Below are 18856 nucleotides of genomic sequence, written 5' to 3'. Positions count from 1 at the left end.
GCCTCCAGCGCCGTCCCCCTCGCCCCACCGCCCACGAAGGAGTCCAAGCGTCATGACCACCAGCATCACCAGCGTTTTCCAGACCGAGTGGGCGCGCTGGCACCACGCGCGCGAAGACCAGCTGCGCGACCCGCTCGGCTTCCTCAGCCTGACCGGGCTGCACTGGCTCACCGACCGTCCCGAGCGGCTGCCGGGTGTCCCCGGCACCTGGTGGGTCACCGACGAGAAGGTGTTCATCACCGCCCAGCCGGCCGATCGGCTGGAGTACGACGGAATCGGCATCGCGGGCGTGCAGATCGTCACGCCCGCCGAAGGCGCGCCCGGACTGCACGTCCGCCAGGAGCGGCGGGTGCTCGAGGTGATCCGCCGCACGGGTCGCTACGCGGTCCGGGTGCACGACCCGGCCGCGCCCGCCCTGCTCACCTTCGACGGCATCCCGTCCTATCGACCGGACCCGCGCTGGGTGGTCTCCGGGCGATTCACACCGTTCGAGGAACCGCGGACCGTGGTCACGGGCGCGGTGGTCGAGGGCATCGAACACCAGCACAGCGCGGCGGGCACCATCGAATTCCGCATCGGCGCGGTGACCGAACGGGTCGTCGCGTTCGGCGACCGCGACGACCTGCGCGTGCTGTTCACCGACGCGACGAGCGGTGTGACCACCTACCCGGCCGCGCGTTCGCTGACCGTCGGCGCTCCCGGCCCGGACGGAACGGTCGTGCTTGACTTCAACCGCGCGGCGAATCTGCCCTGCGCCTTCACCGATTTCGCGACCTGCCCGGTGGCGCCCGCGCAGAACCGGCTGCGCGTGGCCATCGAAGCGGGCGAGCAGGATCCGCGGCAGGGGCGTGCGGCATGAGCGGGCACGTTCCCCTATCCATCCTCGACCTGTCCCCGATCAGCGCCGGCTCCACCGCGCAGCAGGCGCTGCGCAACACCGTCGATCTGGCCCAGCACGCCGAACAGTGGGGTTACCACCGGTACTGGCTGGCCGAACACCATTTCGTCTCGGTGGCCAGCTCATCCTCCATCACCCTGATCGGGTTGGTCGCCGCGGCCACCGAGCGCATCCGGGTGGGTTCGGCGGCCGTGCAGGTGGGTCATCACACCTCGGCCTCGATCGTTGAGGCCTTCGGCACGATCGACGCGCTGTACCCTGGCCGGCTCGACCTGGGACTGGGCCGGTCGGGTCATCGACGCAGCCAGTTCGGGGCCGAAGCCGGGCGGCACAAGGGCGGTAAACCGGTGGTGGACACCGTGACCGGGCGCACCGAGATCCGCGACGGCGTGGTCGTCCCGCCGCCGTTCGACCCGGGCCGCATCCTGGACCGGTCCAAGTTCGTCGCCTCGGTGGGCGCGCTGCAGCAGCGCGGCGCGCAGCCGCTCGACTTCGCCGAGCAGATCGGTGAGGTGCGCGCCCTGCTGGCGGGCAGCTTCGTCAGCCCAGAAGGCGTTGCGCTGCACGCCGTTCCGGGGGAGCACGCCCAGGTGCGGCTGTGGCTGTTCGGAAGCACCGCGGGCGAGAGCGCGGAGCTGGCCGGACGGCTGGGACTGCCGTTCGCCGCGGCATATCACGTCTCGCCGGGCACCGCGCTGGACGCGATCGAGGCGTATCGCGCGGCGTTCCGCCCGTCCGCCGACCTGGCCGAGCCGTATGTGGTGATCTCCGCCGACGCGGTGGTGGCCCCGGACGACGCGACCGCGCAGCGGCTGGCCGCCAGCTACGGGCATTGGGTCTACAGCATCCGCAGCGGCGCGGGCGCGGCCGAGTACCCCGACCCTGCGACCATCGCTCCGCTCACCGCGGAGCAGCGACGTCTGGTCGACGACCGCCTGGCCACCCAGTTCGTCGGCTCACCCGGCACCGTCGCGGAACGGCTCGACGCGCTGCAACGCGTCAGCGGGGCGGACGAATTGCTGGTCACCACGATCACCCATCGGCACGCCGACCGGCTGGAATCGTATCGGCTGCTCGCCGAGGCATGGGGGCTGCGCGCGGCCGTCGCGGCCTGAATACCGGTGCGCCCTGGTGCGGCGCCTGCAGACTTCGCGCTCCGTCGGTCGGCGTCCGGGCCCGCCGACCGTCGGTTCGTCCAGGCGCCCGTTCCCCCGGACAGCCGTTCGCGTCAGGCGCTGACCGGAGTGGCCGTGACGCCGTAACCGAGGTTGGTCAGCACCTCGCTGGTCGCCTTGGCGAAATTGAGCGTGATGAAGTGCAGGCAGGGCGCGCCCTCGTCGATCAGCCGCTGAGCGATCTCGGTGGCGATCTCGATGCCCGCCGCGCGCACCGCGGCGGCGTTCTCCTCGCCGCCGTCGCCCGCCGCCTTGCGCAGCCGGTCCAGCACGGCGGCGGGCAGCGGCCTGCCGCACAGCTCCTCGGCGCGCTGCACCGTGCGCAGCGACGTGATGGGCATCAGCTCCGGAATGATCGGCTTCGCGCCCTCGATCGGGTCGAGCGCAACGAGGCGATCGCGCAGGCGCAGGTAGTGCTCGACGTCGAAGAACATCTGGGTGATCGAATACTCCGCGCCCGCGCGCAGTTTCGCGGCCAGGAACGCGGTGTCGGTCGCCAGGTCCGGCGAACGGTGATGGCCCTGCGGGAAGGAGGCCACGCCGACGTGGAAATCGCCGAGGTCGCGCACGATGCGCACCAGTTCCTCGGCGTAGGAGACGCCCTCGGGATGCTTGTGCCACTCGCCGAGCGGATCACCGGGCGGGTCGCCGCGCAGCACCAGGATGTTGCGGATGCCGGAGTCGGCGTACGCGCCGACCAGCGAGCGCAGCTCGGCGACGCTGTGCTCCACCGCGGTCAGATGCGCCACCGGAAGCAGCGTGGTCTCCTGCGCCAGCTGCCCGGTCACGCGGACGGTGCGGTCGCGGGTGGAACCGCCCGCGCCGTAGGTCATCGACACGAACGCCGGGTGCATGCACTCGAACTGCCGCACAGCGCGCCACAGCCGCGCCTCGGCGGCGGCGTCACGGGGCGGATTGAACTCCACGGAGAACGGCACCGCGTGCCCCGCGTGCGCCCGCAGACTCTGTACGACCGACGGTGTGGCGGAGACGTTCGGGTGCGTCCGGGACGGCCGGCCAGGGGTCGAGCTGCCCCGCACGTTGTCGAAAGTCACCGGTTCAGTGTAGAGGTGGCCGGTGGCGGTCCTGTCGGGTCGCTCGCACGCCCCGCGTATTGTTCGCAGCGGGCGAGTTGTTCGCCACGCCGAGCGACACGCGCGACCGCCTCCCGCTCGGCCCCGAATCATCCGCAGCGCCGGGGCACCCTCCGCGACCCCGTGCGTCCACCGTCCGCACGACCTTGGAGGCTCCTCTGTCCGCCGCAACCGGTACCCAGAAGCCGCGTCCCGCGGTGCCGCAGCCGGGCACCCCCGCCTTTGTCACCGCCGTGGAAGACGCCCTGACCCGCTTCTTCGCCACTCGCCGCCCGGCGACCGAGCGCCTCGGCCCGGTCTTCGTCGAGGCCACCGACGCGCTCGAGCAGTTCGTGCTCCGCGGCGGGAAACGCACCAGGCCCGCGTTCGCGTGGACGGGGTGGCTCGGCGCGGGCGGCGATCCGCAGGCGCCCGACGCCGCCGCGGTGCTCACCGCCTGCTCGGCGCTCGAGCTCGTCCAGGCGTGCGCGCTGATCCACGACGACATCATCGACTCCTCCCGCACCCGCCGCCGCTTCCCCACCGTGCACGTCGACTTCGAGCAGCGCCACCGCGACCGCGGGTGGTCCGGCGATGCGGCGCACTTCGGCGTCAGCGTCGCCATCCTGGCCGGCGATCTGGCGCTGTCCTGGGCCGATGACATGGTGCACGCGTCCGGCCTCGCGCCCGCGGCGATCGCCCGGTTCGCTCCGGTGTGGGCCGACATGCGCACCGAGGTGCTCGGCGGCCAGTTGCTCGACATCAACGGCGAGGCCGGCGGCGACGAATCGGTCGAGGCCGCGCTGCGGATCAACCGGTACAAGACCGCCGCCTACACCGTCGAACGCCCGCTGCACCTCGGCGCCGCCATCGCCGCCGCCGACCAGGAACTGGTCGAGGCCTACCGCGAATTCGGCACCGCCATCGGGATCGCCTTCCAGCTGCGCGACGACCTGCTCGGCGTGTTCGGTGATCCCGCGGTCACCGGCAAGCCGTCCGGCGACGACCTGCGCGAGGGCAAGCGCACCGTGCTGCTGGCCGAGGCGCTGCGGCGCGCCGACGCCGGCGATCCGGCCGCGGCCGCGCTGCTGCGCGCGAGCATCGGCACCGATCTGAGCGCCGAGCAGGTGCAGCGGCTGCGCGCGCTGCTGGTCGAACTCGGAGCGGTCGACGAGGTGGAGCACCGGATCGCCGAACTCACCGACACCGGCCTGGCGGCCATCGAGGCCAGCTCGGCGACGACCGCGGCCAAGGAACGACTGCGCGCGATGGCGCTGGCCGCCACCAAGCGCGCCGCGTGACCAAGGAGACTCGGATGAGAACCGTCGCGGGACCGACCGATCGCGTCGTGGTGGTCGGCGCTGGACTGGCCGGGCTGTCGGCCGCCCTGTATCTGACCGGCGCGGGTCATCGGGTGACGCTGCTCGAGCGAGCCGACCACCCCGGCGGCCGGGTCGGGCGCTACCTGGGCGCCGACTACGAGATCGACTCCGGCGCCACCGTCCTGACGCTGCCCGAGCTGATCACCGACGCGCTCGCCGCCGTCGGCCGTACCCCGGAGACCTGCGCGCCGCCGCTGCGCATCCACCGGCTGGCGCCCGGCTATCACGCCCGGTTCGCCGACGGCGCCGAGATCAGGGTCTTCGCCGACCCGGACGTGATGGCCGCGGAAGTCGAGCGCAGCTGCGGCCCGGGCGAGGCGCGGGGATACCGGCGCCTGCGCGACTGGCTGGCGCGGATCTACGCGGCCGAGTTCACCGAGTTCATGGACACGAACTTCGACTCGCCGCTGGATATGGTGCGCGTCCCCGACAAGCGCCGCGCCCTGGCCGAACTGGTGCGACTCGGCGGCTTCGGCAGGCTCGGCCCCCGGGTGCGCGGGTTCCTGCGCGACCAGCGGCTGGCGCGACTGTTCACCTTCCAGGCGCTCTACGCGGGCATGCCACCCGCTCGGGCGCTCGCCGTCTACGGCGCGATCCCGCACATGGACACCTCGCTGGGCGTGTACTTCCCCGAGGGCGGGATGCGGGCGATCGCCGCAGCGCTGGCGCAAGCGTTCACCGAAGCCGGCGGCACACTCGAACTGAACACCGAAGTGATCGGGATCGACTACGCGGGCCGTCGGGCCCGGCGCGCCCGCGCCGCCGACGGACGCTCGTTCGACTGCGACGCGCTGGTGCTGACCGCCGACCTCGGCTCGCTCGACCGGTTGGGCGTACGGCCGAGGCGCGGTCTACGTGCCTCGCCGTCGGCGGTCGTCGCGCACGGCACCGTCCCCGCCGCGGTGGCGGCGAGCTGGCCGGTGCAGGCGCACCACACCATCGAGTTCGGGCAGGCCTGGGACCGGACGTTCGCCGAGATCACCGCCCGCCGGGGCCGCGGCAAGCTGATGAGCGATCCCTCGCTGCTGCTGACCCGGCCCGCTCTGACCGACCCGAGCCTGGTCATCGACCGCGCCGACGGCCGCTACGAACCGTTCTCGCTGCTGGCGCCGTGCCCGAATCTCACGGCCGCACCGCTGGACTGGCCGCGCCTCGGACCCGCCTATCTCCGCGAATTGCTCACCGTGCTGGAAAAGCGCGGCTACCAGGGAATCGCCGAGCACTTCGCCGTCGATCGGCTCGACACCCCGCGGACCTGGCTCGACCACGGCATGCTCGCGGGCACGCCGTTCTCCGCGGCTCACCTCTTCCGCCAGACCGGTCCGTTCAGGCCGAGCAATTTCCCACGCTCCAGCGACAACGTGGTTATCGCTGGTTGCGGCACCACGCCCGGTGTGGGCGTGCCGACCGCGCTGCTCTCCGGGAAACTGGCGGCAAACCGCATCGCCGGTGAGCTCGGACCCACTTCGCCTGGAACCCCGCGCACCAGCCGGATAGTGTTCGAGGCGACGCCGTAAACTAAGCGCCGACCTATTCGCTCGCGGTTGCGACCGCCGACCATTCGGGGGGACCGACACCAGATGGCATCCCCCGAAACGCGCACCGCTGAGGCCGCCTCCGCCGGTGACATCCGCTCCTCGTCGCCCGCCTCCGCAGGTCGCGAATCGGCTGCCCCCCGCCGTTTCCTGTGGTGGGTCCGCACCTCCGCCGACTTCGCCAGAAGCCCGGAGGGGCATGCCGCCCTGCTCGGCTTCTTCGGCGCGATCATGATCATGTTCGGCGGCTTCGGCGCGGGCAGCGTCCGCAAGCGCGACCCGCTGCTCGAGGCCATGCACCTGTCCTGGCTACGGTTCGGGCACGGCTACGCGCTGTCGACCATCTGCATCTGGATCGGCGTGCTGCTCATGATCACCGCGTGGGTCCGGCTCGGGCGCGCGACGATCGGCACGGCCGACCGCACCGGCGCCGAGGTGACCCTCAACGAGCTGCGCGCCATCGTGGGCATCTGGATCGCGCCGCTGCTGTTCGCCGTGCCGATGTTCAGCCGCGACGCCTACTCCTATCTCGCTCAGGGCGCGCTGCTGCGCGACGGCTTCGATCCCTACCAGGTCGGTCCGGTGGCGAATCCCGGTGTGCTGCTGGACAACGTGAGCCCCGTGTGGACCACCACCACCGCGCCGTACGGCCCGGTGTTCCTGCTGCTCGGGCGGGCGATCACCGCCGTCACCGGCGACAACGTGGTGGCGGGCACCATCGCGATGCGACTGGTCATGCTGCCCGGTCTCGCGCTGATGATGTGGGCGGTGCCGTATCTGACCAAGCACCTCGGCGGCAAGCCGACCGTCGCGCTGTGGCTGGCGGTGCTCAACCCGCTGGTGCTCATCCACCTGATCGGCGGCGTGCACAACGAGATGCTGATGGTCGGCCTGATGTGCGCCGGCATCGCGCTGGTGCTGGAGCGCCATCACGTGGCAGGCATCGTCGTCGTCGCCATCGGCGTGGCCATCAAGGCGACCGCGGGTGTGGCGCTGCCGTTCCTGGTCTGGATCTGGATGCTGCACGAACGCGAACGCCGCGCCGCGCAGCGGGTCGGGCGCGATCCGGCGCACCTGCCCGCGAGCGAACAACCCGGTGACGCCGCCGAGCCCACCGAGGACATGCCGCATCCCGCGCTGGTGTTCGGCAAGATCGCCGGTCTGGGTCTGAGCGTGTTCGCGGTCGTCTTCGTCGCCGCCTCGGCCATCGCGGGCGTGGGCATCGGCTGGCTGACCGCCCTGTCCGGGTCGAAGAAGATCATCAACTGGCTGTCGCTGCCCACCGTGATGGCGCACGCGGTCACCTGGATCACCCCCCTGCGGCTGGAATCGGTGCTCGAGGTGACCCGCGCGATGTGCGCGCTGGCCTTGGTCGCGGTGCTGGCATCGACCTGGTGGCGGTTCCGGCACAGTGAGCGAGAGGCGGTGGCGGGCATCCTGATCGCGTTCGTCGCGATCGTCATCCTCTCCCCCGCCGCGCTGCCCTGGTACTACTCGTGGCCGCTGGCGTTGGCCGCCGGGTTCGCGCTGTCCACCACCACGCTGATGGCGCTGGTCGGGGTGTGCACGTGGCTCATGCTGGTGTTCCAGCCGGACGGTTCGATCGGCCTGTACAACTTCTGGCACGTCGCCGCCGCCACCTTCGCCGCGGTCGTGGCGGCGCTGTCGCTGCGCACGGTGGACCCGCTGCGGCTGCGCGCCACGCCGCCGGGCACTGTCGCGGCAACGCCAGGCGAGGCCACCGCTTCGCCCGCCGCCCGATGACCGAGGGCCGCCTATCCGGTTCCGCCCTGCTCCCGCTGGCCTATCGCGAGTGCAGGCAGATCGCCGCCACCCACGGCCGCACCTATTTCCTCGCCACGCGGCTGCTGTCGGCCGAGCGGCGGCCCGCCGTGCACGCGCTCTACGCGTTCGCGCGGATGGTGGACGACGTCGTCGACCGCGCCGCCCGTCCGCACGACGGCGGCCCGGCCGCGGAACTCGATTCGATCGAGCGAGATCTGCGGGTCGCCCTGGAATCGCGCTCCGGCGTTGCCGCGCAGCACGCGTCGTCCGCCGAGCACGGCGAGAGTTGGGCATCGGTCCCACGGCCGCGCGATCTCGTCTTGGCCGCCGTCACCCACACCATCCACCGTTACGGCATTGCCCCCCAGCACTTCTGGACGTTCCTGGATTCCATGCGGATGGACGCGCCGGGCGCGCCCACGTTCCGTAACCGCTACGGCACCATGGCGCAGCTGCGCGAATACATGCGGGGTTCGGCGGCCGCGATCGGTTTGCAGCTGCTGCCGGTGCTCGGCACGGTCGTCCCGGTGTCCGCGGCCGAGCCCGCCGCCGCCGCGCTGGGCGAGGCGTTCCAGCTGACCAACTTCCTGCGCGACGTGGCGGAGGATCTCGACCGCGACCGCGTCTACCTGCCCGCCGATGCCATCGCCGCGTTCGGCGTCGACGAGGAGCTGCTGTTCGAGTGCCGCCGCACCGGCCGCACCGATCCGCGCGTCCGCCGCGCCCTCGCCCACCTCATCGCGGTCAACCGCGACCTCTACCGCCGCGCCGAACCGGGCATCGACCTGCTCGAACCGCGAGTACGCCCCGCCATCCGCACCGCGGCAACCCTGTACGCCGACATCCTGCACCACATCGAACGCAGCGACTACGCCGTCTTCGACCACCGCGCGGTGGTCCCCCGCCACCACCGCCTCCGCATAGCCGCCACCGAATTCACCACCGCCACCCTCCGCGACCGCCTCGCCCGCTGACGGCGGCCCCGCCCATGCGACACCGGCTTCGAGCGAAGCCCAGACCAGCAAGGTCATCACGCAGACCAGTCACTCCAGACCCGCATGCGACGGACAGCGCATTCCGCTACCGACGCGCCCAGCGCACCGCAATACGACTTTCGAGCGAAGCGAGACCGAGCCTGTTCCGTTCTCGGCCCGGCTCGCGTGTGCGCGGTCGCCGCGCAAGCGACGAAGGAGCAAGCGGCGGTCACTCGGACGCGAGCCACAAGAGGGCCGCGAACACGCCGCGACGAAGTCGCGGCCGAACTAAAACGGCTCGGCGGCGGCTCGGCGCAGCACTTCGCGGGCCAGTGGCCCGTGCAGGGCGTCGATCGGCTTGCCGGGCAGGCTGTCGTCGTCGGTGAAGATCCACTCCAGGATCTCTTCGTCGGTGTATTTGGCGTCGCGCATCACGGTGATCAGGCCGGGCAGCGCTTTCACGACCGCGCCGGTGTCGTCGAAGAATCGCTCGGGCACGCCCGCCACGCCCGCTCTGCGGACGGCGATCAGTTGGTGGTCGCGCAGCATCTGGTGCACCCGGGTCACCACCAGCCCGAGTCGCTCGGCCACCTCCGGCAGCGACACCAGGGGCACCGACTGCGGAAGGACGTCGTCACTGCAGGGAAATGCACTCACCCGCACAACGGTAGACGGTCCCCCGCCGCACGTCGTGAGACACCCGGGGTGGTGCGAGTCGATACCATCGTGGGGGCCGCACGGAGCGGCTGACTTGTGAAAGCCGGAGGACTTCTCTTGATCGGCCAGATGCTGGAAGGGCGCTATCGGATCGATGCGCCGATCGCCCGCGGCGGAATGTCGATGGTCTTCCGCGGGGTCGACACCCGCCTGGACCGGCCGGTCGCCATCAAGGTGATGGACCCGAAGTTCGCGGGCGACCCCCAGTTCCTGTCCCGATTCGAGTTCGAGGCGCGCGCGGTCGCCAAACTCAAGCATCCTTCGCTGGTCGCGGTGTACGACCAGGGCGTCGACGGCGACCACCCCTTCCTGATCATGGAGCTGGTGGAGGGCGGCACGCTGCGCGAGCTGCTGCGCGAGCGCGGCCCGATGCCGCCGCACGCGGTGCGCGCGGTCGCCGAACCGGTGCTCGCGGCGATCGGCGTCGCGCATTCGGCCGGGCTGGTGCACCGCGACATCAAGCCGGAGAACGTGCTGATCTCCGACGCGGGCGAGGTGAAGATCGCCGATTTCGGTTTGGTGCGCGCGGTGGCGGCGGCGAACACCACCTCGGCGAGCGTCATCCTCGGCACCGCCGCCTATCTGTCGCCCGAGCAGGTGACCAGCGGCTCCGCCGACTCGCGCAGCGACGTCTACTCCTTCGGCGTGCTGATCTTCGAGATGCTGACCGGCCGGGTTCCGTTCACCGGTGACACGTCGATCTCGGTGGCCTATCAACGCATCGAGAACGATGTGCCCAGCCCGAGCGGGTTCATCTCCGGGGTGCCGCCGGAGTTCGACGATCTGGTCGCGAAGGCGACCGCGCGCGAACCCGGCCACCGGTTCGCCGACGCGAACGAGATGGCGGCCGCGCTGCGGCTGATCGGCGCCGAGCTACGGCTGCCCGCCTACCGGGTGCCCGCGCCGCAGGACTCCGCCGAGCATCTCAGCGCCGGCTACCGAGCCGTTCCGCCGGACGACCGGCCCGGCTCGGCCGGTGCGTCGGCCCATCCACCGCAGCCGGTGCAGCACACCAAAGTGGTCACCGCCCAGCGTCCTCGTCTCGAGCACAACGCGCTGGAGGGTTACGACCCGCAACCGGTGCGTCAAGCGCACCCCGCACCGCCGTATCCGCCCTACGCCGACGACCTCAACCGCTCCCGGCGCACGGTGTGGGTGTGGGTGGCCGTCGTCGCGGTTCTCACCCTGCTGGTCGGCGTCGGCGGCTGGTGGCTCGGGGTCGGCCGCTACACGGCGGTGCCGCCGATCGCCGGGCTGGACACCGACAAGGCGGTCGCCACCCTGCAGAACGCCGGATTCGAGACCGAGATCAGGCAGAAGGCGTCGGACACGATCCCGGTCGGCGGCGTGGTCGGCAGCGACCCTTCGGCCGGATCCAAGATCACCAAAGGGTCGACGGTCGCCGTCCTGGTCTCCAACGGCAAGCCCAAGGTGCCGGACGTGAAAGCGGGTGACCAGGTGTCGAAGGTCAACCAGCTGATCCGGGACAACGGCCTGCAACCGGTCGACGCGGGCGAAGAAGGCAGCACCGCGCCCAAGGGATCGGTTGCCAGGGTGGAGCCGAAACCGGGCACCGTGCTGCCCCTCGGCGCGCAGGTGAAGGTCTACCGCAGCAAGGGATCCCAGCCGGTGAAGGTCCCCGACGTCCGCGGCAAGTCCACCGAGGAAGCCACCAAGATCCTCGCCGCCGCCGGCATCGCGATCCGCGAGACGAAACCGCAGTTCGACCGCAGCGTCGAGGCGGACAAGGCCATCGGCACCCAGCCGGGCGCGGGCGCCACCATCCAGTCCGGCGACGGCGTCGTCCTGCTGATCTCCAACGCGTTGAAGATGCCCGACGTCCGCGGGTGGACCGTGGCCAACGCCCGCGCGAAGCTGGAGAGCCTGGGGTTGCAGGTCGAGGTGAAGCAGTTGGCGCGCGCGGACAGCTCCCTGGTGGTCTCGCAGACCCCCGCGATCGGAGTCAACCTCGAGGCGGGCGACACCGTCACCATCGTCGCTCTGCCCTGATCACGGCTCCGCGGGAAGGCAGGCGCCCACGCGCCTACCTTTCCGACGATCGCCGTGCGGAACTCAGCGCAACATCTCGGCCACGAGGAACGCCAGTTCCAGCGACTGCTGGGTGTTCAGCCGCGGGTCGCAGGCGGTCTCGTAGCGGCCGGACAGATCGAGGTCGGAGATGTCCTGGGCGCCGCCGAGGCATTCGGTGACGTCCTCACCGGTGAGTTCGATGTGCATGCCGCCGGGATGCGTGCCGAGCGCGTGGTGCACCTCGAAGAAGCCCTGCACCTCGTCGACGATGCGGTCGAAGTGGCGGGTCTTGAAGCCGGTGGACGCCTCGTGCGTGTTGCCGTGCATCGGGTCGCACTGCCAGATCACCTGGTGACCGGTGGCCTGCACCTTCTCGATGATGGGCGGCAGCACGTCGCGGACCTTGCTGTGGCCCATGCGCGACACGATGGTCAGCCGGCCGGGCTCGTTGTTCGGGTCGAGCCGTTCGACGTACTCCACGGCCTGCTCGGGCGTGGTGGACGGGCCGATCTTCAGGCCGATCGGGTTGGCGAGCAGTTCCGCGAACGCGATGTGCGCGCCGTCGAGCTGGCGGGTGCGCTCGCCGATCCACAGGAAGTGCGCCGACAGGTTGTAGAGCACCGGCTCGCCGATCGCGTTCTCGCTCAGGCGCAGCATGGCGCGCTCGTAGTCCAGCACGAGCGCTTCGTGGCTGGCGTAGATGCGGGCCGACTTCAGGCTCGGGTCGTTGACCCGGCACGCGGTCATGAACGCCAGGCCGCGGTCGATCTCCTCCGCCAGCGCCTCGTAGCGGGCGCCCGCGGGCGACTTGGCCACGAAGTCGCGGTTCCAGTCGTGCACCTTGTGCAGGTCGGCCATGCCCGCACCGGTCAGCGCGCGCACCAGGTTCATCGCGGCGCTCGCGTTGGCGTAGGCCCGGACCAGGCGCGACGGGTCGTGCTCGCGCAGCGCCGCGTCGGCGACCAGCGAGTTCACCATGTCGCCGCGGTAGGACTTGAGTCCGAGCGCATCGGTGTCCGACGAGCGCGGTTTGGCGTACTGGCCCGCGATCCGCGCGACCTTCACCACCGGCAGGCTGGCACCGTAGGTGAGCACCACCGCCATCTGCAGCAGCGTACGAATGTTGCCGCGAATGTGCGGCTCGGTGTTGTCGGCGAAGGTCTCCGCGCAGTCACCGCCCTGCAGGAGGAATGCCTCACCGCGGGCGACCTCGGCCAGCTGCCCGCGCAGCTCTTCCACCTCGGCGGGCACGCAGATCGGCGGGACGCTCTCCAGCACGGTGCGCATTTTGGCCGCCTGCTCCGGGTCCCAGGACGGCTGCTGCAGCGCGGGGCGCGCCAGCGCGTCGTCCAACCGCCTGCGCAGCTCGACGGGCAGCGGCGGCAGTTCCGGCAGGCGATCGATGGGTACGTCGACGGTCCAGTTCACGACTTCAGCTTACGGACCGCAGACCCTGTGGGGACACCCAGTCCCAGGGGTGGAATCGCTCCACCCAGGGTGAATGGGTTCTGCCCGGTAGGTGGCGCCACCTCGCGCGACCCGTATGGTTCCAGTGCGATCGAGAACATCGGCAACGCCCCCATTGCGGTCGAACTTCCGGCCGACGGAGATATCAGAGAGGCACAGTGCTTGCGATATTTTTATGACTGCGAATTCATCGAAGACGGAGTGACCATCGATCTGGTCTCCATCGGCGTCGTCTGCGAGGACGGCCGGGAGTACTACGCGGTGTCCACCGAGTTCGACGCCGGGCGTGCGGGGCCTTGGGTGCGCAAATTCGTGCTGCCCCAACTGCCTTCGCCTGCTTCGCCGCTGTGGCGCAGCCGCGCCCAGATCCGCGACGAGCTGTACGCGTTCCTGGTGCCGCGGCCGACCGTGCAACCGGAACTGTGGGCCTGGGTGTCGGCCTACGATCACGTCGCCCTGTGCCAGTTGTGGGGTTCGATGGTCGACCTGCCCAACGCGCTGCCGCGCTACACCAACGAATTGCGCCAGCACTGGGAGGCGCACGGCCGTCCCGAGCTGCCGCCGATCCCGCCGGACGCGCACGACGCGCTCGCCGATGCCCGGCACAATCTCGCCAAGTTCGAGGCCATCGAAGCCGCCCGCCGCGCGGCGCCACGCCTGTGACAACGGCGGCATGACGCGTGACGGCCCCGAGTCGTGATCGACTCGGGGCCGTCGGCGTAAGGGGGCGTCAGTGGCCGTGCTTGCCGTTCGCCGCCTCCTGCGCCTGCTGCAGCACCTTCAGCTGCTTGTGCTCCTCGGCGTGCTCGATCTCGAAGTGCCGATCGCTCTCCTCCTGCGGGTCGGGCCGCAGGAAGCTGCCGGTGCCGGGCTTGCCGGCCGAACCCAGCTTGCTCATCTTCTTCGGCACGGGCGCGCCCTGGTACTCCAGTGGGATCGGGTGGCCGTGGTCGTCGACCGGGCCGAGCGGCTGGTGCACCTCGATGTACTCGCCGTGCGGCAAGCGCTTGATCACGCCGGTCTCGATGCCGTGCTCGAGCACCGCCCGGTCGCTGCGCTGCAGGCCGATGCAGAACCGGTAGGTGAGGTAGTACGCCACCGGCGGGGCGACGAGCAGGCCGATGCGGCCGATCCAGGTGGTCGCGTTCAACGAGATGTCGAACTTGAGCGCGAGGATGTCGTTGACGCACGACAGCGTCAGCACCAGGTAGAACGCGATGGCCATCGCGCCGATCGCGGTCCGGACCGGGACGTCACGCGGACGCTGCAGCAGGTTGTGGTGCGCGCTGGTGTCGCCGGTGAGCCGCTTCTCGATCCACGGGTAGGCGATCAGCACCGCGAACACCAGACCCATGATCAGCGCGACCCAGAACACCGCGGGCACCGTGTAGCGGCCCAGGTACAGCTCCCACGGCGGCATCAAACGCGCCATGCCGTCGGTCCACATCATGTAGAAGTCCGGCTGCGAACCCGCCGAGACCTGCGACGGGTTGTACGGACCCAGGTTCCAGATCGGGTTGATCTGGAACACGCCGCCCATGATGCCCACGATGCCGAGGGTGAAGGCGAAGAACGCGCCCTGGTCGGCGGCGAACACCGGCACGATCCGGGCGCCGACCACGTTGTTCTCCGTGCGGCCCGGGCCGGGGAACTGCGTGTGCTTCTGATACCACACCAGCGCCACGTGCGCGGCGATCAGCGCCAGGATGATGCCCGGGAACAACAGCACATGCGCGATGTAGAGCCGCGGGATGATGATGTCGCCGGGGAAGTCACCGCCGAAGATCAGCCAGTGCATCCAGGTGCCGATGATCGGGATGCTCATCGTGATACCGCCGAACGCGGCCCGCAGGCCCGTGCCCGACAGCAGGTCGTCGGGCAGCGAGTAACCGAAGAAGCCCTCGAACATCGCCAGGATCAGCAGCAACGAGCCGATCACCCAGTTCGCCTCACGCGGCTTGCGGAACGCGCCGGTGAAGAAGATCCGGAACAGGTGGATGATGATCGACGCCGCGAACAGCAGCGCCGCCCAGTGGTGCACCTGCCGGACGAACAGACCGCCGCGGACCTCGAAGGTGATGTTCAGCGCGGTCTCGTAGGCGCGCGACATGGTCACGCCGCGCAGCGGCTGGTATGCGCCGTTGTAGACGACCTCGCTCATGGACGGGTCGAAGAACAAGGTCAGGTAGACGCCCGACAGCAGCAGGATGATGAAGCTGTAGAGCGCGATCTCGCCGAGCAGGAACGACCAATGCGTCGGGAAGACCTTGTTGATCGACCGCTTCACGAAGGCGGCGGCGCGGTAGCGCTCGTCCGCCTCGCTGGCTTGGGCTGCGACTGAAGGACTCATGAACGGCGCTCCCAGTAGGCCGGGCCGAGCGGCTCGATGAAGTCGCCGTTGGCGACCAGGAAGCCCTCAGCGTTGACGGTGATCGGCAGCTGCGGCAGCGCGCGAGCGGCGGGACCGAAGACCGGCTTGCCCCACTCGGTCGCGGAGAACTGCGACTGGTGGCAGGGGCAGAGGATCCGGTTGGTCTGCTGCTCGAACAGCGAGGTCGGGCAGCCGAGGTGGGTGCAGATCTTCGAGTAGGCGAAGTAGTCGCCGTAGTTGAAGCTCTCCTGACCCTTGCGCTTGATCGCCTTCTGCGCGTCCTCGGTGCGCAGGCGGATCAGCATGACGGCGTTGCGGATGCCGCGCAGCGACTGCAAGGTCGCGTGCTCGTCACCGCGCCACTTCTCCTTCCACGGGAACACCGTCTCCATGGCGCCCGCGTCCAGATCCTCCGGACGCACCAGCACCACGTCCTCCGGGCGACCGGTGTCGCGGCGGATGTAGATGGTCTCGCCCGGGTAGTCCGGAGTCCAGCCGGAGACCCACAGCGGCGACTTGTCGCCCTTGGCCCACGGGTTCTTGACCAGACCGCCGACGAACACCAGCAGCGCGCCGATGCCGAGCACGCCGACGCCCGCGCCCGCGGTGCGGGTGATCATCTTGCGGCGTCCCAGCGTGGAGGTATCCAGCGCGTCCTGCAGCTCGGCGACCAGCGTGCGGCGCTCGACCTCGGGCGAAGGACCGTCGTGCCGCTCCTGGATGGAGAGCTCGGCGGGGATGAACAGCTTGCGGATCAGCACCACCGCGATGCCGATGACCAGCACCGAGATGCCGAAGGTCAGGCCGACCAGCGGGGTGAACAGCGAGTAGAGCCCGTGGCCCTCCTCGTCCTTGCCCTTGAACTCCCACGGCCAGAACAGGAACACGCCGACCAGCGCCGCGGCCGCGATGCCGGACACGGCGAACCAGAAGGTGACCGCGCGCTCGGCCCGCTTCTCCGCCCGGGTGCCGGGGATCGGGAAGCGCTCGCGGCGGTAGGCGACGTCGACGCCGTCGCGCTCGGTTCCGAGCTTGACCAGCTCGTCGCGCGACATCTTGTCGAGGTCGGCCTCGGTGGGCTCCGCCGGGGTGGCGTTCACCGACTGCTCCTTCGACAGTTGCGCGTCGTGGCCCTCATCCGGCCGACCCATGTCGTCTCGCTCCTTCTCGCTATTGCTCATGACCTGGATCCGATCCACATCGCGGCGCCGACGACGAGCGTGATGCCGACCACCCAGATGGCCAGGCCCTCGGTCGCGGGACCGAACCCGCCGAGATCCCAGCCGCCGGGGCTGTGTTCCTCGGTCGCGTTCTTGACGTAGGCGATGATGTCGCGCTTCTCCTCCGCGCTCAGCTGGCGGTCGGAGAACTTCGGCATGTTCTGCGGGCCGGTGAGCATCGCCGCGTAGATCTGCTGCTCGCTCGCCGGTTCCAGCGGCGGCGCGAACTTACCGGAGGACAGCGCGCCGCCGCGTCCGGTGAAGTTGTGGCAGGACGCGCAGTTCATCCGGAACAGCTCGGAGCCGCGGGCGATGTCGTCGCCGCGCATCGACTCCTGGGCGACCTGGCCGTCGGCGTCGCGGACGACGGTCGGACCGCCGCCGTTGGAGGCCACGTACGCGCTCAGCGCGTCGGTCTGGTGGGCGTCGAACTTCGGCGGCTTGCGCTGCGCCTGGGCCTCGTTGCGGGCCATCGGCATGCGGCCGGAGGACACCTGGAAGTAGACCGCGGCCTCGCCGACGCCGATCAGGCTGGGACCGCGGTCGGCGACACCCTGCAGGTTCGCGCCGTGGCAGGTGATGCAGGACGTCTCGTAGAGCTGCTGGCCCTCGCGGATGAGCGCGGACTGGTCCTCGTTCGCGGTGGCGCGCTGCGGGTCCGGTGTGAGGGCCGATGCCAGGAAGCCTGCTCCGACGAGGCCCACCAGCAGCGCAAGCCCGCCCGCGATGCGACGGCGAACGCGGCGCTGCCTGCGCGTCTTGCTGGCCTGGCCGTTCCCGGGGCTGGCGGGCTCTGGCGCTGACGGGGGCGATGAACTCATCTGTGTCCCTTTGGAGTAGACGGAACCGACTTGTGCGAAGGATCTTGGGTCGCACCGCGCCCGCTGAGCGGCGCGGCGTCCACGATCAGCGGACGAAGTAGATCGTGGCGAACAACCCGATCCACACGATGTCGACGAAGTGCCAGTAGTAGGAGACGACGATCGCCGCGGTGGCCTGCGCCGGGGTGAACTTGCTGACCTTGGTGCGCGCCAGCAGGAACACGAACGCGATCAGACCACCGATGACGTGCAGACCGTGGAAGCCGGTGGTGATGTAGAACACCGAGCCGTAGGAGCTGCTGGAGATCGAGGTGCCCTCGTGCACGAGGTTCATGTACTCGTAGCCCTGGCCGCCGACGAAGAACGCGCCCATGATCAGAGTGATGACGTACCAGCGGCGCAGGCCGAACACGTCGCCCTTCTCCGCGGCGAACACGCCCATCTGGCAGGTGAACGACGACGCGACCAGCACGGTCGTGACCGGCACTGCGAGCTTCAGATTCAGCTCGGTCGGCTCCGGCGGCCAGTTACCGTGCGCCTGGGCGCGGGCGACGAAGTACATCGCGAACAGGCCGGCGAAGAACATCAGCTCGCTCGACAGCCAGATGATGGTACCGACGCTGACCATGTTGGGCCGGTTCAGCGAATGCACACGCTGGGTAATGGCCGATCCTGGGGTCCCTACTGCGGTCGTCACGGGGGTAAGTATGACTCGTCGTAGTACGACGGCCGTAGCCGGGTACGAAACTCGTTCCTCCGTGTCGGAAAACGCAGGCGAGGACGGGCTCCCGACCAGGCGGGGGGCGGTGACGAGCTCGGTACGCGAGCCGCGCGCGGACGAGCGCCCGGTCAGCATGACAGGCGAGGGTAAGGAGAAGCTGAGATGAAGGTGACACCGCGACTGCGGCGGCTGCTGCGGCGGGACCGGCAGGCCGCGCTCGACCCGGACCGGGCGGATCTGGTCGTGGTCGCGTCCGGCTTCGACGACGCGGAGGCGTGTTCGGCCGCGCTGGCGCGCGCGACCGATCTGACGCCGGACGCGCCCGCGGTGCTGCGCCACCACCTGCGCATCCCGGCCCGGCACGTGCAGGCCGTCTGCGCGATCGCCGCGCAGGACGGCTACTCTCCCGCGCCGCGGGTCGGCGACCCCGGCGCCGACGAGTTCGAGACGGTGATCCTGCGGCGCGTCCAGATCCTCGACGCCCTGCACTGCTCCCAGGAGCGCTCCCGGATGGCCGGGCTGGCCCAGCGCCACGACGGCATCGCCGACGGATGGGACGCCTTGCAACCCGGCTCCGCACCACACGCCCCGGCATAACCGGTCGCGCACTAGGCTGCTCTGCGGACAAACTGGTGCGCGGACCGGTGTGCCGGGACAGGTCGCGACCAGTGTGACGGGAGTGTGGA

At 70.3% G+C, this 18856-nt stretch carries 16 protein-coding genes; 9 read left to right on the top strand and 7 right to left on the bottom strand.

Features of this window, described 5'->3' with window-relative positions:
- The first annotated feature begins 52 nt into the window (after positions 1-52).
- Positions 53-859 carry a DUF1684 domain-containing protein gene (locus ACH49X_RS16400; protein WP_357209135.1) on the top strand — a complete coding sequence of 269 codons (807 nt, stop codon included), beginning with the start codon at positions 53-55 and terminating at the stop codon, positions 857-859.
- Positions 856-2013 carry an LLM class flavin-dependent oxidoreductase gene (locus tag ACH49X_RS16395; RefSeq protein WP_357112498.1) on the top strand — a complete coding sequence of 386 codons (1158 nt, stop codon included), beginning with the start codon at positions 856-858 and terminating at the stop codon, positions 2011-2013. The genes ACH49X_RS16400 and ACH49X_RS16395 overlap by 4 nt, the downstream gene beginning before the upstream one ends.
- A gap of 113 nt (positions 2014-2126) precedes the next feature.
- On the opposite strand, the gene ACH49X_RS16390 is transcribed toward ACH49X_RS16395, so the two are convergent.
- The gene (locus ACH49X_RS16390) at positions 2127-3128 is read right to left on the bottom strand and encodes a methylenetetrahydrofolate reductase (protein WP_195077844.1); all 1002 of its coding nucleotides are present in this window, start codon (positions 3126-3128) and stop codon (positions 2127-2129) included.
- Between the two features lie 185 nt (positions 3129-3313).
- On the opposite strand from ACH49X_RS16390, the gene ACH49X_RS16385 reads away from it, so the two are divergent.
- From ACH49X_RS16385 to ACH49X_RS16370, 4 genes are all read left to right on the top strand, one after another.
- A complete protein-coding gene (locus ACH49X_RS16385; protein ID WP_195077843.1) occupies positions 3314-4447 on the top strand; it encodes a polyprenyl synthetase family protein in 1134 nt (377 codons plus the stop codon).
- A 14-nt stretch (positions 4448-4461) separates the two neighbouring features.
- Positions 4462-6045: a phytoene desaturase family protein gene (gene crtI, locus ACH49X_RS16380; protein ID WP_357209137.1), complete on the top strand. Its 1584-nt coding sequence runs from the start codon at positions 4462-4464 to the stop codon at positions 6043-6045.
- A gap of 63 nt (positions 6046-6108) precedes the next feature.
- On the top strand, positions 6109-7827 hold the full coding sequence (locus ACH49X_RS16375; RefSeq protein ID WP_195077841.1) for an alpha-(1->6)-mannopyranosyltransferase A: 1719 nt from the start codon (positions 6109-6111) through the stop codon (positions 7825-7827).
- Positions 7824-8822, top strand: a complete 999-nt coding sequence (locus ACH49X_RS16370; protein WP_195077840.1) for a phytoene/squalene synthase family protein — start codon at positions 7824-7826, stop codon at positions 8820-8822. Before ACH49X_RS16375 ends, ACH49X_RS16370 begins: the two co-directional genes overlap by 4 nt.
- Before the next feature lie 288 nt (positions 8823-9110).
- Here ACH49X_RS16370 and ACH49X_RS16365 read toward each other — a convergent pair whose 3' ends face one another.
- The gene (locus ACH49X_RS16365; protein ID WP_067800581.1) at positions 9111-9479 is read right to left on the bottom strand and encodes an Rv2175c family DNA-binding protein; all 369 of its coding nucleotides are present in this window, start codon (positions 9477-9479) and stop codon (positions 9111-9113) included.
- Positions 9480-9608: 129 nt separating this feature from the next.
- Between ACH49X_RS16365 and pknB the strand changes: the two genes are divergently transcribed.
- A complete protein-coding gene (gene pknB / locus ACH49X_RS16360; RefSeq protein ID WP_357112523.1) occupies positions 9609-11549 on the top strand; it encodes a Stk1 family PASTA domain-containing Ser/Thr kinase in 1941 nt (646 codons plus the stop codon).
- Between the two features lie 63 nt (positions 11550-11612).
- Here pknB and ACH49X_RS16355 read toward each other — a convergent pair whose 3' ends face one another.
- On the bottom strand, positions 11613-12998 hold the full coding sequence (locus ACH49X_RS16355) for a class II 3-deoxy-7-phosphoheptulonate synthase (protein ID WP_195077839.1): 1386 nt from the start codon (positions 12996-12998) through the stop codon (positions 11613-11615).
- Between the two features lie 201 nt (positions 12999-13199).
- On the opposite strand from ACH49X_RS16355, the gene ACH49X_RS16350 reads away from it, so the two are divergent.
- Positions 13200-13700, top strand: a complete 501-nt coding sequence (locus ACH49X_RS16350) for a polyadenylate-specific 3'-exoribonuclease AS (protein WP_195077838.1) — start codon at positions 13200-13202, stop codon at positions 13698-13700.
- 67 nt (positions 13701-13767) lie between these two features.
- Here the strand turns inward: ACH49X_RS16350 and ACH49X_RS16345 are convergent, their stop codons facing one another.
- The 4 genes from ACH49X_RS16345 to ACH49X_RS16330 all read right to left on the bottom strand — a co-directional run bounded on the left by ACH49X_RS16345 (position 13768) and on the right by ACH49X_RS16330 (position 18146).
- Entirely contained in the window at positions 13768-15387 is a 1620-nt protein-coding gene (locus ACH49X_RS16345; RefSeq protein WP_195077837.1) for a cytochrome bc complex cytochrome b subunit, read from the bottom strand.
- The gene (locus ACH49X_RS16340) at positions 15384-16559 is read right to left on the bottom strand and encodes a ubiquinol-cytochrome c reductase iron-sulfur subunit (protein WP_195077953.1); all 1176 of its coding nucleotides are present in this window, start codon (positions 16557-16559) and stop codon (positions 15384-15386) included. The genes ACH49X_RS16345 and ACH49X_RS16340 overlap by 4 nt, the downstream gene beginning before the upstream one ends.
- Before the next feature lie 26 nt (positions 16560-16585).
- Positions 16586-17449, bottom strand: coding sequence for a c-type cytochrome (locus ACH49X_RS16335; RefSeq protein ID WP_195077836.1), 864 nt, complete (start codon positions 17447-17449; stop codon positions 16586-16588).
- Positions 17450-17534: 85 nt separating this feature from the next.
- Positions 17535-18146, bottom strand: coding sequence for a heme-copper oxidase subunit III (locus ACH49X_RS16330; RefSeq protein WP_195077835.1), 612 nt, complete (start codon positions 18144-18146; stop codon positions 17535-17537).
- A 186-nt stretch (positions 18147-18332) separates the two neighbouring features.
- Here ACH49X_RS16330 and ACH49X_RS16325 point away from each other — a divergent pair, with 186 nt between their 5' ends.
- Entirely contained in the window at positions 18333-18767 is a 435-nt protein-coding gene (locus ACH49X_RS16325; protein WP_357112511.1) for a hypothetical protein, read from the top strand.
- Positions 18768-18856 lie beyond the last annotated feature (89 nt).

The sequence above is a fragment of the Nocardia sp. NPDC019323 genome, assembly GCF_044389845.1.
Lineage (GTDB): Bacteria > Actinomycetota > Actinomycetes > Mycobacteriales > Mycobacteriaceae > Nocardia > Nocardia implantans.
This window is presented reverse-complemented; position numbering and strand designations above follow the sequence as displayed.